The organism is Streptomyces sp. NPDC048416 (assembly GCF_043200435.1).
Taxonomy (GTDB): Bacteria; Actinomycetota; Actinomycetes; order Streptomycetales; family Streptomycetaceae; genus Streptomyces.
The window spans coordinates 53,552-74,294 of the sequence record NZ_JBICXU010000026.1; the positions used below are offsets into that span (position 1 = coordinate 53,552).

Consider the following 20,743-nt stretch of genomic DNA (forward strand, 5'->3'; position numbering starts at 1 on the left):
GGTCCATCAACCCATGGCCCGTGCGGTTACGCCTCCCAGACCGCGACCGCCGTACGGTCGTCGGCGTACCCCTTCACCCTGAGCTGCATGTCGGCGAGGAACGCGGCGAGCCCGGGCGGTTCGGGGCGGGCCCAGCGCTCGGCCAGTTCCTTGGCGAGAGCGCTCTCACCGCGCAGCGGTTCGGCGAGCCCGGAACTGCACAGCAGGAGGACGTCGCCCGGGCGGGCCACCGAGGCCCGGAAGCGGAACGGTTCGGCGGGCGGCGCGGGCCGGTCGATGAAGGGGCGGGCGGGCTCGACGGTGCCCAGTGCCATGGTCAGGCGATCGCCCTGCGGCGCCCCGGCCGGCGCGGAACCGAAGCCCACCACCGGCGCCCCGGTCGCGGCGCCCGGCTCGGGCACGGTGGGCTCGATGTCCTGCCACACCCCGCCGCGCAGCCGGAACAGGCCGCCGTGCCCGATGCCGAAGAACACCCGGGTGCGGCAGGCGGGGTCGGCGGACAGCAGCAGACAGCGCAGGCTCGCGGTGTACTCCTGCGGTGGCAGGCCGAGCTCACCTGCGCGGGCCCGCAGCATTCCGTAGCTGCGGTCGGTGAGCCGGTGCAGGCCCGCCTTGAGGTCGCCGCGCCGGCCTGCCCTGATGTCCTCGGCGAGGCGGAGGTGGCTGCGGCCGATGGCTCCGCCGATCCAGTGGCAGGCGTCGGCGGCGGCGAGGTGCGCCCGGTCGCTGGTCCGCGCGCCACCGGCCACGGCGACGAGGACCAGGGCGTTCTCGCCGTTGCCGAAGCGGGCGGTGAGCAGGGCGTCGCGGCGGGGCTCGCCCCGATAGCGCGCGGAGTCGCCACGCGAGGAGCCGGCCCGCAGGACGTAGGCGCCGTAGCGGGCGCCGTCGAGCACGGTGTCGGCGACGAGTTCGTCGAGCGCGTCGGGGCGCGCGTAGGGCAGCGCGGTGGGCTCGGCGTCGTAGGTGGGCGGCCCGTCACCCACGTGGCCGGTACGGGGCCGGGGCACCGGCGTGCGGTCCTGCGGGGGTGCGGTGTGCGGCGTGCCGAACCGGCCGGGGGCGGGCGGGCCCTGCGTGGCCCGTTCGGGAGCGGCGTCGCGATCACTGCGCGGGGTCTTCACCGGGGGCCTGCGCGCACCGCCGTCGGCGCGAAGGCTGCCGGCCGACACGGTTGCGGGCGGCGCCTCGACGGGGGTGGGGACGCCGGGCGCCTCGGCGGGGGCGGGCGGCGCCTCGGCCGGGGTGGCCGGCGCTTCGGTCAGGGTGGGGGCGGGCGATGCCTCGACGGGTGCGGGGGCGCCGGGTGCCTTGGCGGGGGTGGGCGGCGCCTCGACAGGTGCGGGGGCGCCGGGTGCCTCGGTCGGGGTGGGGGGCACGTCACCGGCCGAAGGTCCGTGATGCGCTTTCTCCGGCGCGTTTGGTGGGGCGACCTCCGCCCAGCCCGGGGGCAGATCCGGCAACGGCGCCGGGCTCGTCGGCGGGGGCGGCGCCGACGGTACGGACTCCCACCAGGCCGCCGGCCGGCGCGGCTCGGGCGGCCTTTCGGGCGGCTCCCAGGGCGCCCGGGGCCGGGGGGAGGCCGAGCTCGCGGGAACGCCATCCGCTCGGACGACGTCCGGTTCGGCCGCGTCCGGCCCGGCGACGCCAAGTTCACGCTCTGCACCCGGCCCGACTGCGTCCGCCCCGACCGCATCCGCTCCCGCGGCGCGGGGCCCGGCAGTGGGCGGTTCCGGCCCCACGGCACCCGCCGCATCCGGTCCTGCGACACGGGGCCCGGCGGTGGGCGGTTCCGGCCCCACGGCACCCGCCGCATCCGGTCCTGCGACACGGGGCCCAGCGAGATCCGGCCCGGCGACGCCCCGGCGCGCCGCAGAGCCCACCGCACCCGGGCCATCCGCCTCCGAAGCGACCGCGTCCGGGCCATCCGCCTCCGAAGCGACCGCGTCCGGGCTCTCCGCCCCCGGATCCACGCGCTGCGCGCTCGAACGCACCGTGTGGGACGCCGAGTCGAAGCGGTCGTCCAGGCTGTCGCCGGAACCATCGGGGCCCGCGTCCGGCGCCGACTCGTCGTACAGCCGGTTCCACCAGTCGTCGTCCCGGGTCGGCCTCTCCCCCTGCTGGCTCATGCCCTTATTGTCCACCGTCCGAGGCATACGAAAACGGGGCATCGGGAAAATGTGCTCAACGGACAAGCGTTGCAAGGGCATACGAAAGTCCGCCGGGCGACCCCACCCCCCACGGGAGGGACACCGGGCGGACCTTTCACGTGGCCAGCGCACCGAGTACGCGCTCACCACGGCCCGGATGACCGAGTTGCCCTTGGCGTCGGTCAGTTCGGGGCGCATCGCTTTCCTCAGGGAAATCCGGGACGAAGGACGCCGCGTCACGGCGCGTACCTGCCCTGCGTCCGGCGGCTGTTGGGGCTGCGGTGGATCGACCGTGGCAGAGCGGCGTCGGATACGGGGATGATGTTGCGCGGCGGGTCTGCGCCGAGGCGGTTTCCCGCCACGGCGCCCAGGCCCAGGCTCTGAGGGAGGCGGTCCGTGGTGCTGGGAGCGATAGGTCTCGACGAGACGCAGGAGACGGCGTATCGCGCGCTGGTCGCGGTGGGCGCGGCCGAGGTTGCGGACCTCGCGCACCGGCTCGCGCTGCCCGAGAGCGAGACCGAGCGCGCGCTGCGCCGTCTGGAGCGCCGGGGCCTGGCCGCCCAGTCCTCCGCCCGCACCGGACGCTGGGTCGCGGCCCCGCCCGGCGTCGCGCTGGGCGCGCTGCTCACCCAGCAGCGGCACGAGCTGGACCAGGCGGAGCTCGCCGCGGCGCTGCTCGCCACGGAGTACCGGGCCGAGGCCGCCGAGCCGGCCGTGCACGACCTCGTCGAGGTGGTGACCGGGGCGAGCGCCGTCACCCACCGCTTCCACCAGCTGCAACGTGGCGCGACGGACGAGGTGTGCGCGCTGGTGACGGGCAGGCCGGTCGCGGTCACCGGCAAGGACAACGAGTCCGAGGAGCGCGCCTCGGCCCGCGGGGTGGCCTACCGGGTGGTGATCGAGCGCGAGGTGCTTTCGCTGCCCGCCGGGATCGCCGAGCTGTCCGCCGCCCTGAGCCGCGACGAGCAGGTGCGCACGGTGGAGCGGGTGCCGACCAAGCTCGTCGTCGCGGACCGCAGCCTCGCGATGGTGCCGCTGACCGGCCGGGACGCCGAGCCGGCCGCGCTCGTGGTGCACGCGAGCGGGCTGCTCGAATCCCTGATGGGCCTGTTCGAGGCGGTGTGGCGGGACGCGGTGCCGCTGCGGCTCGGCGGCGGGGGACGCGGCGTCGTCGAGGAGGGCCCGGGCCCCGACGCGACCGATCTGGAGATCCTTTCGCTGCTGCTCGCCGGGATGACGGACGCCAGCGCCGCCAAGCAGCTGGAACTCGGCCTGCGCACCGTGCAGCGCCGGGTCAAGGGCCTGATGGAGCTGACCGGGGTGACCACCAGGCTCCAGTTGGGCTGGCACGCCTACGAGCGCGGCTGGGTCGCCCGCTGATCACGGCCGGGCACGGATGGTCACCGCCACGTGCGCACGGGACCCGCTGAACTGCGGGACCCGGCCGATTCCCGCACCCTGGGCAGATGGGCGTGTGGCAGCTCCTCGCGGTCGGCACGGTGATGCTGATGGGCCTGTGCGGCGTGCTGGTCCCCGGCGTCCCGGGGCCGGCGATCGTGTGGGCCGCCGTGACGTGGTGGGCACTGGAGGACACCACCGGGCTCGCCTGGGCCGTACTGGCGGGGGCCACCGGCGTACTCCTGGCCAATCAGGCTCTGCGTCCCCTCCTGCCGGCCCGTCGTTTCAAGGCGGCCGGGGCGTCCAGGCGGTCCGTGCTGACGGCGGGCGCGGCCGCTGTCGCGGGGTTCTTCGTCCTGCCCGTGGTGGGCGGGATCGCCGGGTTCCTCGGTGGCCTGTACGGCGCGGAGCGGGCGCGGCTCGGCAGCCACGGGGGCGGCTGGGCCTCGGCCCGTACGATCCTGCGCGCGGGCGGCTACTCGGTGATGGCCGAGCTCTTCGCCTGCCTCCTGGTGACGGGCGCCTGGGTGGGCGCGGTCGTCCGGGGATGACCGGGGCGCGCCTCGCCGGGGCCGGGTCCGCGTGCCGGTGACGGGGCGGCGCCGGGCGTGTGAGGGTGGGCCCATGACCGGATTCAGCGAGGCCGAGCGTGCCTACCTCAGGAGCCAGCGCCTCGGCAGGCTCGCCACCGTGGACGCCAAGGGCCAGCCGCAGGCCAACCCCGTCGGGTTCTTCCCGCAGGACGACGGGACGATCCTCATCGGCGGACACGCCCTCGGCACCACGAAGAAGTGGCGCAACCTCCAGGGCAACCCGAGGGCCGCCCTGGTGGTCGACGACGTGGTGAGCGTACGGCCGTGGAAGGTGCGCGGCGTGGAGATCCGCGGGAGGGCCGAACTCCTCACCGGGCCGCACGAGTTGGGTCCGCACTTCAGCGAAGAGCTCATCCGCGTCCACCCGGAGAGGATCCACAGCTGGGGCCTGGAGGAGAACCAGGACCCCAACTGGGCGCCGGTCAGGCCAACTTGATCTCGGGCTTGTACAGGTCGAGCCAGATCGCGAGGTCGAGGGAGCGCTCCAGACCCCGGCGCGAGGCCTGGTGGATCTGCGGGGCGCTCACCTCGGCGGCCCGGCGCAGCCCGTTCCTGTCGATGAGGTCGAAGACCGGGTGGGAGGGCTGTGCGAGCAGGTCCTTGGCGTGGCCCTGGAGAGCGGTGGCGTACTTCGGGTCCTGCGTGGAGGGGTAGGGGCTCTTGACCCGGTCGTACACCGACTGCGGGATGACGTCCTTGGTCGCCTCGCGCAGCAGGCTCTTCTCGCGGCCGTCGAAGGACTTCACCGACCAGGGCGCGTTGTAGACGTACTCGACGAGACGGTGGTCGCAGAACGGCACCCGCACTTCGAGCCCGACGGCCATGCTCGCGCGGTCCTTGCGGTCGAGCAGGACGCGCACGAAGCGGGTCAGGTGGAGGTGGCAGATCTTGCGCATCCGGTACTCGAAGTCGCTTTCGCCGTCGAGGCGTTGGATGCCGGCGACGGCGGTGTCGTAGGAGTCCTTGACGTAGGCGGGCACGTTCAGCGCGGCGGTCAGGTCGGGGCGCAGCAGGCCCGAGTCGTCGCCGAACTGCTCGGCGAACTTGACGAGCCAGGGGAAGGTGTCGGCGGCCCGGGCGTCCTCGTCGAAGAACTGCTTGTAGCCGCCGAACACCTCGTCAGCGGACTCGCCGGACAGGGCGACCGTGGAGTGTTCGCGTATCGCCTTGAACAGCAGATAGAGCGAGGCGTCCATGTCGCCGAAGCCCATGGGGATGTCGCGGGCGCGGATGACCTTGGCCCGCACCGCGGGGTCGGCGAGCGCCTGCGCGTCCAGGACGATGTCCTGGTGGACGGTGCCGGACGTGCGGGCCACGTCGTGGACGTAGGGCGTGTCGGGGGTGGCGCGGAGGTCGTCGGCGACGAAGTTCTCGGTCTGGCCGACGAAGTCGACCGCGAAGCTGCGTACCTTCTCGTCCACCTCGCCGAGCTGGCGGGCGGCTATCGCGGTGAGCGCCGAGGAGTCGAGGCCGCCGGAGAGCAGCATGCAGCGCGGCACGTCGGCGACGAGCTGGCGCCGCACGATGTCGTCGAGCAGTTCGCGGACGTGGGCGATGCTGGTGGCGCGGTCGTCGTCGTGCGGGCGGGTTTCGAGGGACCAGTACGTGTGGGTGCGCAGGCCGCCGCGGTCGACGGTGACGACGGTGCCGGGCTCGACCTCCTTCATGCCGTCCCACACCGCGTGGCCGGGCGTCTTGACGAAGGTGAACAGCTCGCGCAGGCCGTCGAGCGAGACCGAGCGCCGGGCCAGCGGGTTGGCGAGGATCGCCTTGGGCTCGGAGCCGAAGAGCACGCCGTCGGCGGTCTCGTAGTAGTAGAAGGGCTTGATGCCCATGCGGTCGCGGATCATGACGAGACGCTGGACGCGTGCGTCCCAGATCGCGAAGGCGTACATGCCGTTGAGGCGTTCGGCGACGGCCTCGCCCCATTCGAGGTAGCCGTGCAGCACGACCTCGGTGTCGGAGTCGGTGGTGAACCGGTGTCCGCGTGCGGTGAGTTCGGCCTTGAGTTCGGTGAAGTTGTAGGCCTCGCCGGAGTAGACGAGGGCGACGGTCGTGCCGCCGGCTTCGACGGTCATGGGCTGGCGCCCGCCCGGAAGGTCGATGATCGCGAGCCTGCGGTGGCCGAGGGCGGCCGGCCCCTCGGCCCAGACACCGCGGTCGTCGGGACCGCGGCAGTCCATCGTCTCGGTCATCGCGTCCAGGGTGTCCCGCTCGGCGCGCAGTTCACGGTCGAAGGAGATCCAGCCGGTGATGCCACACATGGTGCCTCCTGCTTCGCCTCTCCGGCCGGAGGGGGGACGTGCCACCGGCCGAATCGGATGTATTGAGCAACTACCTTCCTTTCGATCCTGTGACGCGACAGGGCAGCTCGTCAATACGCCCATGGCGCACGTGACTTGAAAACATCGCTTGTCCGGCCGGGAACGTCCGGCGAGGGCGCCAGGGGTTACGGACTGACCGCGAGCACGATGTACGCGGCGAACAGCGAGAGGTGCACGCCGCCCTGCATCAACGTGGCGCGGCCCGGCACGACGGTGAGGATCCCCACCGCGACGGTCAGCGCGAGCAGCACCATGTGGCTGGCGCCGAGGCCGAGCACCAGCGGCCCCGACAGCCAGATCGTGGCGAGCGCGACGGCCGGAATCGTGAGCCCGATACTGGCCATCGCCGAGCCGAGCGCCAGGTTCAGACTGGTCTGTACGCGGTCGCGGCGGGCGGCCCGCACCGCGGCGATGGTCTCGGGCAGCAGCACGAGCAGCGCGATCACGACGCCCACGACCGAGGCGGGAAGCCCGGCCGCGGCCACGCCCCGCTCGATGGTGGGCGAGACGCCCTTGGCCAGGCCCACGACCGCGACGAGCGCCACCCCGAGCAGGGCGACGCTGGTCCAGGCGGTGCGCGCGGAGGGCGGGTTGGCGTGGGCGTCGTCCCGCATCACCTCGCCCTGCTGGGTCACCGGCAGGAAGTAGTCACGGTGGCGCACGGTCTGGGTGGCGACGAAGAGCCCGTACAGGAGGACCGAGGCGATCGCGGCGAAGATCAGCTGGGCGGGCGAGAATTCCGGGCCCGGTTTGCTGGTGGTGAACGTCGGCAGGGCGAGGCTGAGGCCGGCGAGCGTGGTGACCGTGGCGAACGCCGTGACGGTGCCCTCGGCGTTGAACACGGCGAACCGGCGGCGCACCGCGCCGACCAGGAGGCACACCCCGACGATGCCGTTGCAGGTGATCATCACGGCGGCGAAGACGGTGTCACGGGCCAGCGACGCGCTCTTGTCGCCCCCGTCCGACATCAGGGTGACGATCAGCGCGACCTCGATCACCGTCACCGCGACCGCGAGCACCAGCGACCCGAAGGGTTCGCCCACCCGGTGGGCGACCACTTCGGCGTGGTGCACCGCCGCCAGCACCGCACCGGCCAGGAAGCAGGCGACCAGCGCGACGAGCCCGGCGGGCAGGGAGCGCCCCCAGGTCAGCGCGAGCAGCACGATGGCGAGCAGCGGCAGCACCGCCGACCAGCGGTCAAGGGGCAGGCGCGCGAGACGGATCATGCCTTCGACGTTCGCAGAAGTGGCCGGGACCCGCCCGTCGGGCTACCGCTCCCGGGCGGCGTGGAGCGCGAGGTGGCGCCGGGCGTAGGAGCGCCAGGGGCGCCAGGCGTCCTCGCCGGCCGCCGCCCCCACGTCCGGGTCGCCGAGCGCCCGGGTGCGGATCACCGCGACGGTCGCCCCGTCCATGCCGGGCAGCGTACGCAGGACCCGTTCGGCCTCGTCGCGGTCGGCTCCGGCATCCAGACGCAGGGTGGTGTCGGCGAGCGCGGTCGCCAGGGCGGCGAGCTGCGGGTCGGGGTGGGCGGCCAGCGGCGCGGGCTCGGGGAACAGGTGGGTGAGGGTGCCGCACGGCACGTCGAGGCGTTTGCCGTACGTCTCGACGAGGGTGGCCGCCAGGTCCCGTCCGGCCAGCGCCCGCACCGCGCACTCCTCGGGGTCGGCCGCGCCCGGGGAGCGAAGGCCCGGGGTCCGCGCGACGAGCGGGGCCAGCCGGGGGTCGGCGCCGAGCCGTTCGTCGACGGCGTACGGGTCGGCGTCCAGGTCGAACAGGCGGCGCAGGCGCTGTACGGCGGTGGTGAGGTCACGCAGGTCCGTGAGGTTGATCCGCGCCTCCAGCCAGCCCTGGCGGGCCGTGGTGTGCGCGGGCACGGCCTCGTCGACGGCCACGACCGCGGTGCCGTGGGGCAGCCGCAGCGTACGGCGGTAGGTGCGGCCGCCCGGCCCGCCCGTGACCTCCTCGACGTGCTCGACGGCCTCTTCGGCCAGCAGGTCGAAGGTCTCCTTCACCGCGTACGGGCCCCGGTGGGCGAGCCGCAGCGCGATCCCGGCGGCCGTCGCGGGGCGGCCGGACCTGGAGGCCCGGGTACCGGCCTCGTCGCGCAGGGCGCTGGGCGTACGGGCGTAGATCTGCCGGATGGTGTCGTTGAACTGGCGCACGCTGGCGAACCCGGCGGCGAAGGCGATCTCGGTGACCGGCAGCGGGGTGGTCTGGAGCAGGACCCGTGCCGTGTGGGCGCGCTGGGCCCTGGCGAGCGCGACCGGGCCCGCGCCCACCTCCGCGGTGAGCTGGCGCTGCACCTGGCGGGTGCTGTAGCCGAGCCGGGCCGCGAGGCCGGGCACGCCCTCGCGGTCCACCACGCCGTCCCCGATCATGCGCATGGCGCGGCCCACGACGTCGGCCCGCGCGTTCCACGCGGCGGAACCGGGGGCGGCGTCGGGGCGGCAGCGGCGGCATGCGCGAAAGCCGTTGCCCTGGGCGGCGGCGGCGCTCGGGTAGAACCGGACGTTTTTGCGGCGGGGGGTGACGGCCGGGCAGCTCGGGCGGCAGTAGATGCCGGTCGTCGCCACGGCGAAGAAGAACTCCCCGTCGAAACGGGCGTCCCTGCTGCTGACTGCCTCGTACTGCACCTCTGGGTCCATCACGGTGTCCAGTGTGGGGGCCTTGCCTGCGGGGTGGCTGGCGGGTTTCGGACGTGGGCCTCGCGGGGGGGGTGCCCCTGGGGGTTTTCCCACCCGCCCGCCCGTGCGGCTACTTGAGGGTGCAGCTCCCTGGGGCTGCGCCCCAGACCCCGGGGGTTTTCCCACCCACCCGCCCGCGCAGCGGGGTTGAACCGGCTGACCCCTGGGGCTCCGCCCCAGACCCCACGCGGGGGCTCCGCCCCCTGCACCCCCGTACGCGCCTGAACGGCGCTCGTCCTCAATCGCCGGACAGGCTGAAGATGCTCGACCTGGCCAGCACCGACCCTGCCAGGGGCGCGGGGAACTGCGCGAAAAGCGACCACGGTCGGCAGACGAAGGCGGGTTTCAGGGGCGCGAGGAACTGCGCGACCAGCCCCCCACGACCCGCGGTCGAAAACGGGCTTCCAGGGGGGCGAGGAACTGCGCGAAAAGCGACCACAACCCGCGGCCGACAACCAGCCCCTCAAGGGGCGCGGGGAACTGCGCAACCAACCCCCCACGACCCGCGGTCGAAAACGGGTTTCCAGGGGCGCGGGGAACTGCGCAACGAGCCCCCACGGCCCGCAGGCGACAACCGGCCCGTCGAGGGGGCGCAAACGGCATGCGCGGCCCCCGCACTCGGGCGGCTGCACGCCCCCCCCCTGCTCAGCGCAAGCGACCCCGCTTGGCCGCCCCATTCGCCCGTCCCTCCGCCCCCTTCGCCTTCCAGTCGCGCCGCAGCTCCGCCCGCAGCCGCGCGTCCGTCTTCGCCACGATGCGCTGGTTCTCGCGCAGCAGCTTGCGGTAGCTGTCCAGGCGGCGTTCGGCGAGCGAGCCGTCCTCCAGCGCGGCCAGCACCGCGCACCCCGGCTCGGCGAGGTGCGCGCAGTCGTGGAAGCGGCAGTCGGCGGCCAGTTCCTCGATCTCGGAGAAGGTCTGTCCCACGCCCGACTCCGCGTCGTACAGGCCGACGCCACGCAGTCCGGGCGTGTCGATGAGGACGCCGCCCCCGGGCAGTACCAGGAGGTTGCGGGTGGTCGTCGTGTGGCGGCCCTTGCCGTCCACCTCGCGGGCCGCCTGCACCGCCATCACCTCCTCGCCGAGCAGCGCGTTGGCGAGCGTGGACTTGCCTGCGCCGGACTGCCCGAGCAGCACACTGGTGCCGTCGGCCACGACCGCGCCCAGGATCTCGATGCCCTCGCCGGTGGTCGCGCTGACGGGCAGGACCAGGACGCCGGGCGCGGCTGCCTCGGCGTCCTGGACGAGGTAGGAGAGCCCGACCGGGTCCGGCACCAGGTCGGCTTTGGTGAGTACGACGACCGGCTGGGCGCCCGACTCCCAGGCCAGGGCCAGAAATCGTTCGATGCGGCCGAGGTCGAGTTCGCCGGCCAGCGACACCGCGATGATCGCGTGGTCGACGTTGGCGGCGAGGATCTGCGCCTCGGACCGCTTGGAGGAGGTGCTGCGCACGAACGCGGCGCGGCGCGGCAGGTACGCCCGGACGAACCGGGGGTCACCGGCCGGCTCCACGGCGGCCCAGTCCCCGGTGCAGATGACCCGCATCGGATCGTGCGGGGTGACGAACGCGGTGTCCGCACGCAGCGTGCCGGTCGCGGTCACCACGTCGCACTGGCCACGGTCGACACGTACGACCCGGCCGGGCACCAGGCCCTGCTCGGCGTACGGGGCGAACTCGGCGGCCCAGTCCTCGTCCCAGCCGTATGCGGCGAGCGGGCGCGAGGAGGTGGAGGTGTTGGACGAAAGGAGGAACGTCGAAGACAAGGGGAACCCTTCACAAGGGTGGCCCCGGCGGCGCGCTCCAGGCGCGCGGATCGAGTGGGTGTCAGCCGGAGACCACAGAAGTGCGGACGATGAACTGCTGAACGCGGGCAGTGCCCGTCACCGTGAGCGTCATCAATGTCCCCACCCCCTGTTTCTTCCTGCTTCTGCTCGGCCGCTTCTCGACGAACTCGACGAGCTCGACGAACTCGATGAGCTTGACGAGCCCATCGCGTCGGATCCTCCGCTCAGGAGCGGCGGATGAGCAGAACCATAGGCCCGCCCCGATGCGCGGCGCCACCGATTAATACGGCTTCCGTCACTACGGCTTCCGTGTCCCGTCCGTACGCGGCGTCTGCGTCTGTCCGCATCCGTTTGACCCGGTCACGCGCCATGCGCCACGGACCGGGGCCAGGGTGCCGCGGCGCCGCCCGGCTTGGTCAACTCCGCTCAGGATGCGGCTCGTTGACCCGGGCCTGTCCGTCCCGTCACGCCAGCTGGCGGCCGGCCACCTCGCCGCCCGGGTCGTCCGCCAGGGCGATGGACGCCTTGATGCGTTTGCCGACCGGCTCGCGGTGCACCTCGAAGCTGCGGCACACCGCCATGACGATCTCCAGGCCGTGCTGACCGACCCTCGCCGGGTCGGGCGCCAGGACCAGCGGCAGCGTCGTGCTGCTGTCCCACACCGTCACTTCCACCGCCCCGTCATGGACGGCCAGCGTCAGTGAACACGGCCCCGGCGCGTACTTACGGGCGTTGGTCACCAGCTCGCTCACCACCAGCTGGACCATGCCCATCGCCCGCGCCCACACCGGCACCCCGTGCACGGCCTGCAACGACGCGAGGAAATCCCGGGCCATGGCCCGGGCCTCCGCGATGCCCTCGCTCCCCTCGAACACGGCCGAAGCCGTCATCCCGCGACCCACACGAGGCCGCTGATCCTCATCCTGCCCAGCCAGTTCCACGCAGTCCGCCTCACTGCCGAAGCGCCACCAGTAACGTTGCGCGCTTACCCCCGCAACGCGCACACATTCCTCGCCCGGCACCATCAATGCGGGATGCGCCCGTCACCCGTCAGAGAGGGGACGCGGACGGGCATCCCGCATGGGTGGTGCCGGTGACGCCGCGGCTCAGGCGTGCGGCGGCCGGGTGGCGGTCTCCAGGTAGAAGGAGTCGATGCTCTGGACGGCTCGCTCGAACTCCGCCAGGTTGACGGGCTTGGTCACATAGGCGTTGGCGTGGCTGCTGTACGCGCCGGTGACGTCGTCGGGGGCGGAGGACGTGGTGAGGACGACGACGGGGATGGTCTGAAGGTCCTCGTCGGCCTTGAGGACCCGGAGCAGTTCCCGGCCGTTCATGCGCGGCATGTTGAGGTCGAGCACGATGAGGTCGGGACGCACGCTGTCCGGGGCGCGCAGGTGTTCCAGGGCGGCGACTCCATCGGTGACCCGGACGAGGTTGCGTGCCCCGCGCTCGGACAGCGCCTCTTCGATGAGCATGGCGTCGGCGATGTCGTCCTCGACGAGCAGAACGTCGAGGGGACGGGCGGGCGGGGTAGACATCGATTGCTCCGTAAGTGCTTCATGGGAGTGGTGGAACAGGCCCGGCCAACGGCGCCGGGCGCCCTGTCGGGTCATGCCGCTTGCTTCGCCGATCTGGGGGTATCCGGCACCTGTACGTGCCGCGCCTTCGGCGGCGGACCGCTGGAGTCGTTCGGCGGACTGCTGAAGCTGGACGAGTACGTGCAGGAGAGCCAGTGCGGGCGCCGAATCGCCCGCTTCCACGAACGCGGAGGTTTCCAGCAGCTCTTCGGCGATACGCCGCGCAAGGTCGTCGACCGCCACGTCCGTGGCTTTGGCCGTCTCCTGCGGCAGATCCCGCAGTACGAAGTTCTTGCCAGGCATACCGGGCACTCTAGGCCCCGAACCGACCCCTCGACAACACTTGTTGTCGAGAGGCCTCTACAGTATGCGCGACGCGGATTCGAAGCGGCAGAGGTAGAGGGGTTCACAGATGACCGGCGATGAGACACCGCCGCGTACGCAGGCGTTCTCCAGATGGACGACCCTGCACTGGTTGCGTGCGGGAGTGGCCGCGTCGCTGGCGGTCCTGGCACTGCTGGGCGCGACCGGGGCCTGGGTCCTGGGGCGGACCGCCTCCCTCAGCGACGATCTGCTGGACGTGAAGTCGCAGGCCTTGAGCACATCCCTCCACCTGGAGTCGGCGCTGCTCGACCAGGAGACCGGCATCCGCGGCTACGGACTCACCGGCAACGCGGAATTCCTCAAGCCCTACCACCAGGGGATCACCGAGCAGACAGCCGACACCGCACGCCTCGCTCACCTCCTGCGGGCCGACACCGGCGCCCTCGCCGATCTGCGCACCGTGCGGGACGCGGTGGAGACATGGCAGACGAGGATCGCCCGCCCGATCGCCGCGTCACCGTCCGGGTCGCCCTCCCCTCTGGCCACCGAGCGCGCCGCGGAGGGCAAGACGGCCTTCGACCACCTGCGGACCGCCCTGGACCAGCAGCAGGGACGGCTGCGCGCCGAGCAGGCCACGTCCCGAAGGGACCTGACGGCCACGATGCGGCTGCGGAACTGGATCTTCACCGCCATCGCCCTGGTCATCGTGGCTCTGGCGGGACTGGCCTTCGAAGCGCTGCGCCGGGGCATCACCAGGCCGCTCGACCAGCTCGGCACCGACGCCCGCACCATCTCCGGCGGCGACTTCACCCGCCCCATCACCGCGACCGGCCCCGCCGACCTGAGGCGGCTCAGCGGGGAGATCGACTCCATGCGCCAACGCCTGGTGCGCGAGCTGGAGGTCAGCGAGGAGGCCCGCCGGCTGCTCGACGCGAAGACCGCGGATCTCGAACGTTCCAACGCCGAGTTGGAGCAGTTCGCCTACGTGGCCTCGCACGATCTGCAAGAGCCCCTGCGCAAGGTCTCCAGCTTCACCCAGCTGCTCCAGCGCCGCTACGCGGGCCAGTTGGACGACAAGGCCGACCAGTACATCGCCTTCGCGGTCGACGGTGCGAACCGCATGCAGGTACTCATCAACGACCTGCTCGACTTCTCCCGCGTGGGCCGGGTCCACCACACCCACCAGAGCGTCGACCTCGACGCCGTGATGGAGCACACCCTGTCGGCGCTGAGCATCGGCATCGAGGAGGCGGGGGCGGTGATCACGCACGACGAGCTGCCGACCCTGGTCGCCGATCCCACCCAGATGGGCATGCTGTGGCAGAACCTGATCGGTAACGCCGTCAAGTTCCGCCGCCCCGGGCAGGCGCCGCACATCCACGTGACGGCGGCCCAGCAGGACACGCTGTGGCAGTTCACGGTCACCGACGACGGCATCGGCATCGCGCCCGAGTACGCGGAGAAGGTCTTCGTGATCTTCCAGCGGCTGCACACCAGGGACGTCTACAGCGGCAGCGGCATCGGTCTCGCGATGTGCAAGAAGATCGTCGAGTTCCACGGCGGCACCATCTCCGTCGACTCGGAGTACAGCGGCGGCACCCGCATCACGTTCACTCTCGCCTGCGCGCCGCCGCCGGGCAGCGACGACCTCTCCACGACGCCGCAAGTCCCCCTCCCCGAGCACGTGGAGCCGACGTCATGACCACAGCGCTGACGAGCAGCCCCGGCGCGAGACCGGCGGAGCCGGTCTACCGCGTCCTTCTGATCGAGGACGACGAGGGCGACGCCCTGCTGGTCGAAGAGCTGCTCCATGACACGGGGCTGCGGTTCGAGCTCACCACGCGGGCCAGCCTGGCCGAGGCGCGCGCCGACCTGGCCGTGGCCCCTCTCGACTGCATCCTGCTCGATCTGCACCTGCCGGACGTGTCGGGCACCGCCGCGGTCGCCGCCGTCCGCTCGCTCGCCCCGCACACCGCGGTGATCGTCCTGACCGGTCTGTCCGAGGCCCGGGCGGGCACCGACGCCATGGCGGCCGGCGCCCAGGACTACCTGGTCAAGGGCAAGGTCGAGGCGGACCTGCTGCACCGCACCGTGCGGTACGCCGTCTACCGCAGCCAGACCGAACGCGCGGGCGCCGAAGCGCAGGCCGCCCGCCTGCGCGCCGAGGAGAACGCCCGCCTTGAGCGGGGACTGCTGCCCGATCCGATCCTGGAAACCTCCACCGTCCGCGTCACCTCCCGCTATCTGCCCGGCGGTGAACTCGCGCTGCTCGGCGGGGACTTCCTCGACGTGGTGGAAGGCGACGACGGACTGCTGCGGGCCGTCGTGGGCGACGTCAGCGGCCACGGTCCCGACGCCGCCGCTCTCGGCGTCTGCCTGCGCATCGCCTGGCGCTCCCTGGTCCTCGGCGGGCACCGCGGGCCCGACCTCCTGCACCTCATGGAACGCATCCTGATCGCCGAACGGGGCAGCCACACCCTCTTCGCCACCTGCGCCCTGCTCACCCTCGACGACAAGGCCCGCACCGCCACACTTCACCTGGCCGGCCACCACGAGCCCCTGCTCACCACGGCGGCGGGCACCCGTCAGGTGGCCGCCGCCCACGGGATCGCCCTGGGTATCGCGCCCGAGCTGCGCAGCTGGCCCGCCACGGTGATCCCACTGCCGGACTCCGGGGCGCTGACCCTGTACACCGACGGCCTCACCGAAGGCCACAACGGCACCGAGGACGGCCGCCTCGGGGTCGAGGGGCTGCTCGATCTGATCGACCAGCTCCTGCCCGCGGACCCGGCGGCCCACCTGGACCGCCTCATCAAGAAGACCCACGCGCTCAACGCGGGACGGCACTCCGACGACCTCGCCGTGCTCCGCCTGGACTGGGGCAGCGGCTGAGCCGACGGACACGACGGACGCCGTCCGGGACTCGCACACGGCCGACCGGCGCACCTGCCCGGCCCCGCACGCGGCGAGGCCCCTCAGTGCGCCGCGCGCTCTCCCTGGACGTACGGATCCGATTCGATGTCGTACGTGCCCGCGTGGAGGGACAGCTGCTCCACGATGCGCTCCCACTCGGCGAGTTCGGCAAGGCGGCGACCGCCGTCCGTCGTTGCGGCCGGGCCGTCCCCCTCGTCCGCCTCGTCCTCCGAGGGGCTGTCCGGGGCCGCCGCCAGCGCGCGGAACGCGTGGACGGCTTCGTGGTGCCCCATCCCCTGCGCCTGACGGCGAACGGCCTGACGCCCGGCCCGCTCCGCCTGCGTGGGGCCCTTCGCCTCTTCGCCCGGCTCCTGCAACGGCTGCTCGTACGTCATTCCTGTCCTACTCTCCGTACTCTCCGTGAGGGACGAACGCCCGTGTCCCGGGCCGTCCGGTACCCGGCTCTCCAGGCGGTCAACCCCCGCAACCTTACGAGGAGTTCCCGAGCGGGGCGGCTTGTCCCAAAACCGCCCGATCCGACCCGACCCGATCTGCCTCGCCTCGACCCGACCCGACCCGACTTGACGCGACTCGACCCGGCTGGAGCCTGACAGCATGACCGACCCGACTCAGGACCCCGGCTTCCTCCAGAACCCCTACCCCGTGTACGCGGCCATGCGCTCGGTGTGCCCCGTGCAGCCCGTATCCAGTGCCTCCGGCGGGCCCGCCGGTTACGTGATCACGGGCTACGCGCAGGCCAGGGAAGCTCTCGCCGATGACCGGCTCTCGAAGGACACGGCCGCGTTCTTCGCGGGCAAGGAGTCGCGACGCCGTCTGCATCCGGCGGTGGCGCACACCATGCTGGCCGCCGATCCGCCCCGGCACACCAGGCTGCGAAGGCTGGTGACCAAGGCGTTCACGACGAGGGCGGTCGCGCGGCTGCGTCCGTTCATCGAGCGGGTCACCGACGAGCTGTTGGACCAGTGGCCCGTCGGCGAGCGGACCGACTTCGTGGCCGGCCTCGCGGTCCCCCTGCCGGTCATCGTGATCTGCGAACTGCTCGGGGTCCCCGAGAGTGACCGGCCGGATGTCCGGCGCTGGTCCGGGGAGCTGTTCGCGGCGGGCAGACCCGACGTCATCGACGCGGCCTCGCACTCCTTGGCCGACTGCATGACGGGCCTGATCGCGGCGAAGCGCCTGAACGCCGGTGACTCGCTCCTCGACCGACTCATCATGGCGCGCGACGGCGACGACCGCCTGAGCGAGGCCGAGCTGGTCTCCCTCGCGGTGCTGCTCCTCGTGGCCGGGCACGAGACCACCACCAACTTCCTCGGCAACGCCGCCCTTGCCCTGCTCCGGCACCCCGCGGAACTCGACCGCCTGCGACGCGATCCCGGGGATGTGCCGCGGGTCCTGGACGAGCTGCTTCGCTTCGACTCCCCCGTCGGCACGGCGACCTTCCGCTACACCACGCAGGCCCTCACCCTCGGCGGTACGGACATCCCGGCGGGGGCCCCGGTCCTGGTCGCCCTGGGAGCGGCCAACCGCGACCCGGAGCGCTTCCCCTCACCGGACCTGCTCGACCTGGACCGGGATGCCGCAGGCCATCTCGCCTTCGGCCACGGCATCCACCGCTGTGTCGGCGCCCCCCTGGCCATGGCCGAGGCGGAGATCGCCCTGCGAGCGGTACTGACGCGGTTCCCCGGCATCCGACTCGCCGCACCGCCCGACCGGCTGCAATGGCGACGCGCCCGTCTCCTGCGCGCCCTGACGTCGCTTCCCGTCATGACGTAGCCGAGTGTTGGCCGAAATTCCTCCCACTGGAGCGCGCCGCCGGGGCGCACGGCCGGTCGCGGCGGCCCTCCCGCCGAAGCGGCCCCGCCGTCCCCGCCCCCTCATTCGGCGTCGCGCGGGGGCCTCTCCTCGTGCTTCTTCGGGGTGTGCAGACGGGACTTCACGTCGTCCGGAGGCAGGAACTTCGACCAGCGTTCGGGGAACTCCGACGGCATCCCGGGGTCGTAGACGTCCTCCAGGTCGTCCTCGGGGTCGTCGTCCGGCGGGCCGAAGAGCGTCTGCTGGATGGGATGCGAGCGGGCGAGGAGCAGCTGGGCGGCCTGCGCGGCCCGCACCCGGTCGGCCGCGGCGCGCGCCGCGGCCGTGGCCACCGACGGCCACACCCGGTCGATGGCCGCGTTGACGGCCGCCCCCACCAGCACGGCGAACGCCGAGATGCCGATCCACAGCAGCACCGCGATGGGCGCCGCGAGCGAGCCGTAGATGGTGGGGCCCTCGACCGTGCTGGTCAGGTAGATCCGCAGCAGGAACGAGCCGAGCACCCACATCGCGAGGGCCACGAGCGCACCCGGCACGTCCTCGATCCACGGCGAGCGGACCGGGACCGAGACGTGGAAGAGGGTGGTCAGGAAGGCGATCGACAGCAGGATCATCGTGGGCCAGTACAGGAAACTGATCACGTCCGTGCCCCACGGGACCAGCTCCACCACCCGGTCGGGGCCGACCACCGCGAGGGGGAGCACGACCGCGCCGATCAGGAGCGCCACGATGTACAGGAGCAGCGAGAGCAGCCGGGTCTTGACGATGCCGCGCTGCCCGTCGAGTCCGTACATCACGGTGATGGTGTCGATGAAGACGTTCACCGCGCGCGAGCCCGACCACAGGGCGATGGCGAAGCCGATGGAGACGATGTCGGGGCGCTTGCCCTTGGTGACGTCTTCGAGGAGCGGCTGGGCGAACTCGTGGACCCCCCGGTCGGACAGGACCGTTCCGGCCGCGTTGAGGATGTTCTGCTCGATGCTGGCGACGGTGTGGGTGCTGGTCCAGCCGTCCACGTAGCCGAGCAGCGCGATGACGCTGAGCAGCAGCGGGGGCAGGGAGAGCAGCGTGAAGAACGCGGCCTCGGCGGCCAGGCCCAGGATGCGGTATTCGACGCAGGAGTTGACGGTGTCCTTGAGGAGCAGCCAGCCCAATTTCCGCTTCGAGACGTTGCGGTAGACGACGCGGGCCCGATGAAGGCGGCCGGAAGTCCGCTCGGGTGTTTCATTTGCTGGCTGCACGTCCTTACCGTATCGGCATGGCAGCCACCACCCACACAGTGACCAACCAGGCCCCGCCCCTGGTGGGGTACGACGTCTTCAGTGCCGACCGGGTCCTCAGCGAGGCCGTCGAGCGGCACACCGCGCCGGAGCTCGTCGATGAGGTACGCGAGGAGCTGGCGGGCCTCGGCAGGAGCGCGGGATCGGCCCAGGCGCAGGAGTGGGGTGTGCTGGCCAACGACAATCCGCCGAAGCTGCGCACCCACGACCGCTACGGCAACCGGATCGACGAGGTCGAGTTCCATCCCAGCTGGCACCGGCTGCTCGGCAAGGCGGTGACCTCGGGGCTCACCGACGCCTGGGGGCGGCCCGCCGGGCATGTGCGGCGCGCGGCCGGATTCCTGGTGTGGACGCAGGCGGAGGGCGGGCACGGATGCCCGGTCTCCATGACGCACGCGGCGGTTCCCGCGCTGCGCACCGACCCGGCGCTCGCCGCCGAGTGGAAGCCGCGGCTCACCTCCCATGTGTACGAGGAGGGGCTGCGGCCCGCCGCCGAGAAGGCCGGCGTCATCTTCGGCATGGGCATGACGGAGAAGCAGGGCGGCAGCGACGTACGGGCGAACACGACGTCGGCCGTGCCGCTCGGCGCCGACGGCGAGTACGTGCTGAGCGGGCACAAGTGGTTCTGCTCGGCGCCGATGAGCGACGGGTTCCTCGTCCTCGCGCAGGCTCCCGGGGGCCTCACCTGCTTCCTGGTGCCCCGGGTCCTGGCCGACGGCACGCGCAACACGTTCGCGATCCAGCGTCTCAAGGACAAGCTGGGCAACAGGTCGAACGCCTCCAGCGAGGTCGAGTTCGACGGCACGTGGGCGCGCCGGGTCGGCGAGGAGGGGCGCGGGGTGCGCACCATCATCGAGATGGTGGCGGCGACCCGGCTCGACTGTGTGATCGGCTCGGCGGCGATCATGCGGCAGGCGGTGGCGCAGGCGGTCCATCACGCCTCGTACCGCAGGGCGTTCGGCGGGCTGCTCGTCGAGAAGCCGCTGATGCGCAACGTGCTGGCCGATCTCGCCCTGGAGTCGGAGGCCGCCACCACGCTGGCGCTGCGCCTTGCGGCCGCCTATGACGCCCCGGACGACGCCGAGGAGCGGGCGTTCCTGCGGCTCGCGGTGCCGGCCGCCAAGTACTGGGTCACCAAGCGGTGTACGCCGGTGGCGGGCGAGGCCCTGGAATGTCTCGGCGGCAACGGGTACGTCGAGGAGTCGGGGATGCCGCGGCTGCTGCGGGAGGCCCCGCTGAACTCGATCTGGGAGGGCTCGGGCAACGTCCAGGCCCTGGACGTGCTGCGGGCGCTCCAGCGCGAGCCGCACGCGCTCAACGCCTTCCTCCAGGAGGTCGGCAAGGCGCGCGGCGCGGACCACCGCCTGGACGGGGCCATCAAGGACCTGCTGACCGAACTCGCCGATCTGGACGGCATCGAGGCGCGGGCGCGGCGTCTGGTGGAGCGCATGGCGCTGGTGCTCCAGGGGTCGCTGCTGGTGCGCTGGGCGCCGTCCGAAGTCGCGGACGCGTTCTGTGCCTCGCGGCTGGGCGGCGACTGGGGGGCGGCGTTCGGGACGCTGCCGCACTCGCTGGATCTGGCGTCCGTGGTGGAGCGGGCGCGCGCCGAGGTGTGAGGGCGGGAGCCGGTGGGCCGGGCGGCCCGACGGGGGTGGTGCCGCGCCGACACGGCGCCACCCCCGCGCGCCCATGCCTCCGGGGAGGGAGCATGACGACCGGCCAACCGGTGCATGCTCACCTTCGTCCACCCGTGGGACCGGCCGCGAGAGTTGCACAGGGTTGCAACCGGGCGGCGAACGAGGAAGGCGGCGGCACGTCAACCACCGGGCGGACAGGATGAGTTGAGGACGCCCGGGCGCCGACGCCGGGCCCCGGCGTCGCAGGG

General features: G+C 72.6%; 17 protein-coding genes. 7 read left to right on the top strand and 10 right to left on the bottom strand.

Annotation, left to right across the window (positions count from 1 at the left end; genetic code table 11):
• Window positions 1–26 precede the first annotated feature (26 nt).
• The gene (locus tag ACGFW5_RS26910) at window positions 27–2,129 is read right to left on the bottom strand and encodes a protein phosphatase 2C domain-containing protein (protein ID WP_393836860.1); all 2,103 of its coding nucleotides are present in this window, start codon (window positions 2,127–2,129) and stop codon (window positions 27–29) included.
• Between the two features lie 420 nt (window positions 2,130–2,549).
• On the opposite strand from ACGFW5_RS26910, the gene ACGFW5_RS26915 reads away from it, so the two are divergent.
• The 3 genes from ACGFW5_RS26915 (at window position 2,550) to ACGFW5_RS26925 (ending at window position 4,577) form a co-directional block, all read left to right on the top strand.
• Entirely contained in the window at window positions 2,550–3,530 is a 981-nt protein-coding gene (locus ACGFW5_RS26915) for a helix-turn-helix domain-containing protein (RefSeq protein ID WP_393836911.1), read from the top strand.
• Window positions 3,531–3,616: 86 nt separating this feature from the next.
• Window positions 3,617–4,099 carry a DUF456 domain-containing protein gene (locus tag ACGFW5_RS26920; protein WP_393836861.1) on the top strand — a complete coding sequence of 161 codons (483 nt, stop codon included), beginning with the start codon at window positions 3,617–3,619 and terminating at the stop codon, window positions 4,097–4,099.
• 73 nt (window positions 4,100–4,172) lie between these two features.
• Window positions 4,173–4,577: a PPOX class F420-dependent oxidoreductase gene (locus ACGFW5_RS26925; protein ID WP_393836862.1), complete on the top strand. Its 405-nt coding sequence runs from the start codon at window positions 4,173–4,175 to the stop codon at window positions 4,575–4,577.
• Here ACGFW5_RS26925 and asnB read toward each other — a convergent pair.
• From asnB to ACGFW5_RS26960, 7 genes are all read right to left on the bottom strand, one after another.
• On the bottom strand, window positions 4,564–6,405 hold the full coding sequence (gene asnB, locus ACGFW5_RS26930; RefSeq protein ID WP_393836863.1) for an asparagine synthase (glutamine-hydrolyzing): 1,842 nt from the start codon (window positions 6,403–6,405) through the stop codon (window positions 4,564–4,566). The two genes, ACGFW5_RS26925 and asnB, sit on opposite strands and share 14 nt — an antisense overlap.
• Window positions 6,406–6,590: 185 nt before the next feature.
• On the bottom strand, window positions 6,591–7,691 hold the full coding sequence (locus ACGFW5_RS26935; protein ID WP_393836864.1) for a calcium:proton antiporter: 1,101 nt from the start codon (window positions 7,689–7,691) through the stop codon (window positions 6,591–6,593).
• Between the two features lie 42 nt (window positions 7,692–7,733).
• Window positions 7,734–9,110 carry a bifunctional transcriptional activator/DNA repair enzyme AdaA gene (locus ACGFW5_RS26940; RefSeq protein ID WP_393836912.1) on the bottom strand — a complete coding sequence of 459 codons (1,377 nt, stop codon included), beginning with the start codon at window positions 9,108–9,110 and terminating at the stop codon, window positions 7,734–7,736.
• Between the two features lie 684 nt (window positions 9,111–9,794).
• Window positions 9,795–10,910, bottom strand: a complete 1,116-nt coding sequence (gene rsgA / locus ACGFW5_RS26945; protein ID WP_393836865.1) for a ribosome small subunit-dependent GTPase A — start codon at window positions 10,908–10,910, stop codon at window positions 9,795–9,797.
• Between the two features lie 61 nt (window positions 10,911–10,971).
• Window positions 10,972–11,208 carry a hypothetical protein gene (locus ACGFW5_RS26950; protein ID WP_393836866.1) on the bottom strand — a complete coding sequence of 79 codons (237 nt, stop codon included), beginning with the start codon at window positions 11,206–11,208 and terminating at the stop codon, window positions 10,972–10,974.
• A gap of 187 nt (window positions 11,209–11,395) precedes the next feature.
• Window positions 11,396–11,821, bottom strand: a complete 426-nt coding sequence (locus ACGFW5_RS26955) for an ATP-binding protein (RefSeq protein WP_393836867.1) — start codon at window positions 11,819–11,821, stop codon at window positions 11,396–11,398.
• 216 nt (window positions 11,822–12,037) lie between these two features.
• Complete coding sequence (locus tag ACGFW5_RS26960) at window positions 12,038–12,811, bottom strand: response regulator (RefSeq protein ID WP_393836868.1); 774 nt, start codon at window positions 12,809–12,811, stop codon at window positions 12,038–12,040.
• A 109-nt stretch (window positions 12,812–12,920) separates the two neighbouring features.
• On the opposite strand from ACGFW5_RS26960, the gene ACGFW5_RS26965 reads away from it, so the two are divergent.
• Together ACGFW5_RS26965 and ACGFW5_RS26970 are read left to right on the top strand one after the other, a co-directional pair.
• Window positions 12,921–14,534 (top strand): ATP-binding protein, encoded by a 1,614-nt coding sequence (locus ACGFW5_RS26965; RefSeq protein WP_393836869.1) that lies wholly within the window; start codon window positions 12,921–12,923, stop codon window positions 14,532–14,534.
• Window positions 14,531–15,724: a PP2C family protein-serine/threonine phosphatase gene (locus ACGFW5_RS26970; RefSeq protein ID WP_393836870.1), complete on the top strand. Its 1,194-nt coding sequence runs from the start codon at window positions 14,531–14,533 to the stop codon at window positions 15,722–15,724. The genes ACGFW5_RS26965 and ACGFW5_RS26970 overlap by 4 nt, the downstream gene beginning before the upstream one ends.
• Window positions 15,725–15,807: 83 nt before the next feature.
• Here the strand turns inward: ACGFW5_RS26970 and ACGFW5_RS26975 are convergent, their stop codons facing one another.
• Window positions 15,808–16,140: a hypothetical protein gene (locus ACGFW5_RS26975; RefSeq protein ID WP_393836871.1), complete on the bottom strand. Its 333-nt coding sequence runs from the start codon at window positions 16,138–16,140 to the stop codon at window positions 15,808–15,810.
• A 220-nt stretch (window positions 16,141–16,360) separates the two neighbouring features.
• Here ACGFW5_RS26975 and ACGFW5_RS26980 point away from each other — a divergent pair, with 220 nt between their 5' ends.
• Window positions 16,361–17,539 (top strand): cytochrome P450, encoded by a 1,179-nt coding sequence (locus ACGFW5_RS26980; RefSeq protein ID WP_393836872.1) that lies wholly within the window; start codon window positions 16,361–16,363, stop codon window positions 17,537–17,539.
• A 101-nt stretch (window positions 17,540–17,640) separates the two neighbouring features.
• On the opposite strand, the gene ACGFW5_RS26985 is transcribed toward ACGFW5_RS26980, so the two are convergent.
• Window positions 17,641–18,819 (bottom strand): YihY/virulence factor BrkB family protein, encoded by a 1,179-nt coding sequence (locus tag ACGFW5_RS26985; protein ID WP_393836873.1) that lies wholly within the window; start codon window positions 18,817–18,819, stop codon window positions 17,641–17,643.
• Between the two features lie 17 nt (window positions 18,820–18,836).
• Between ACGFW5_RS26985 and ACGFW5_RS26990 the strand changes: the two genes are divergently transcribed.
• Complete coding sequence (locus ACGFW5_RS26990) at window positions 18,837–20,474, top strand: acyl-CoA dehydrogenase family protein (RefSeq protein ID WP_393836874.1); 1,638 nt, start codon at window positions 18,837–18,839, stop codon at window positions 20,472–20,474.
• Window positions 20,475–20,743: the final 269 nt, after the last annotated feature.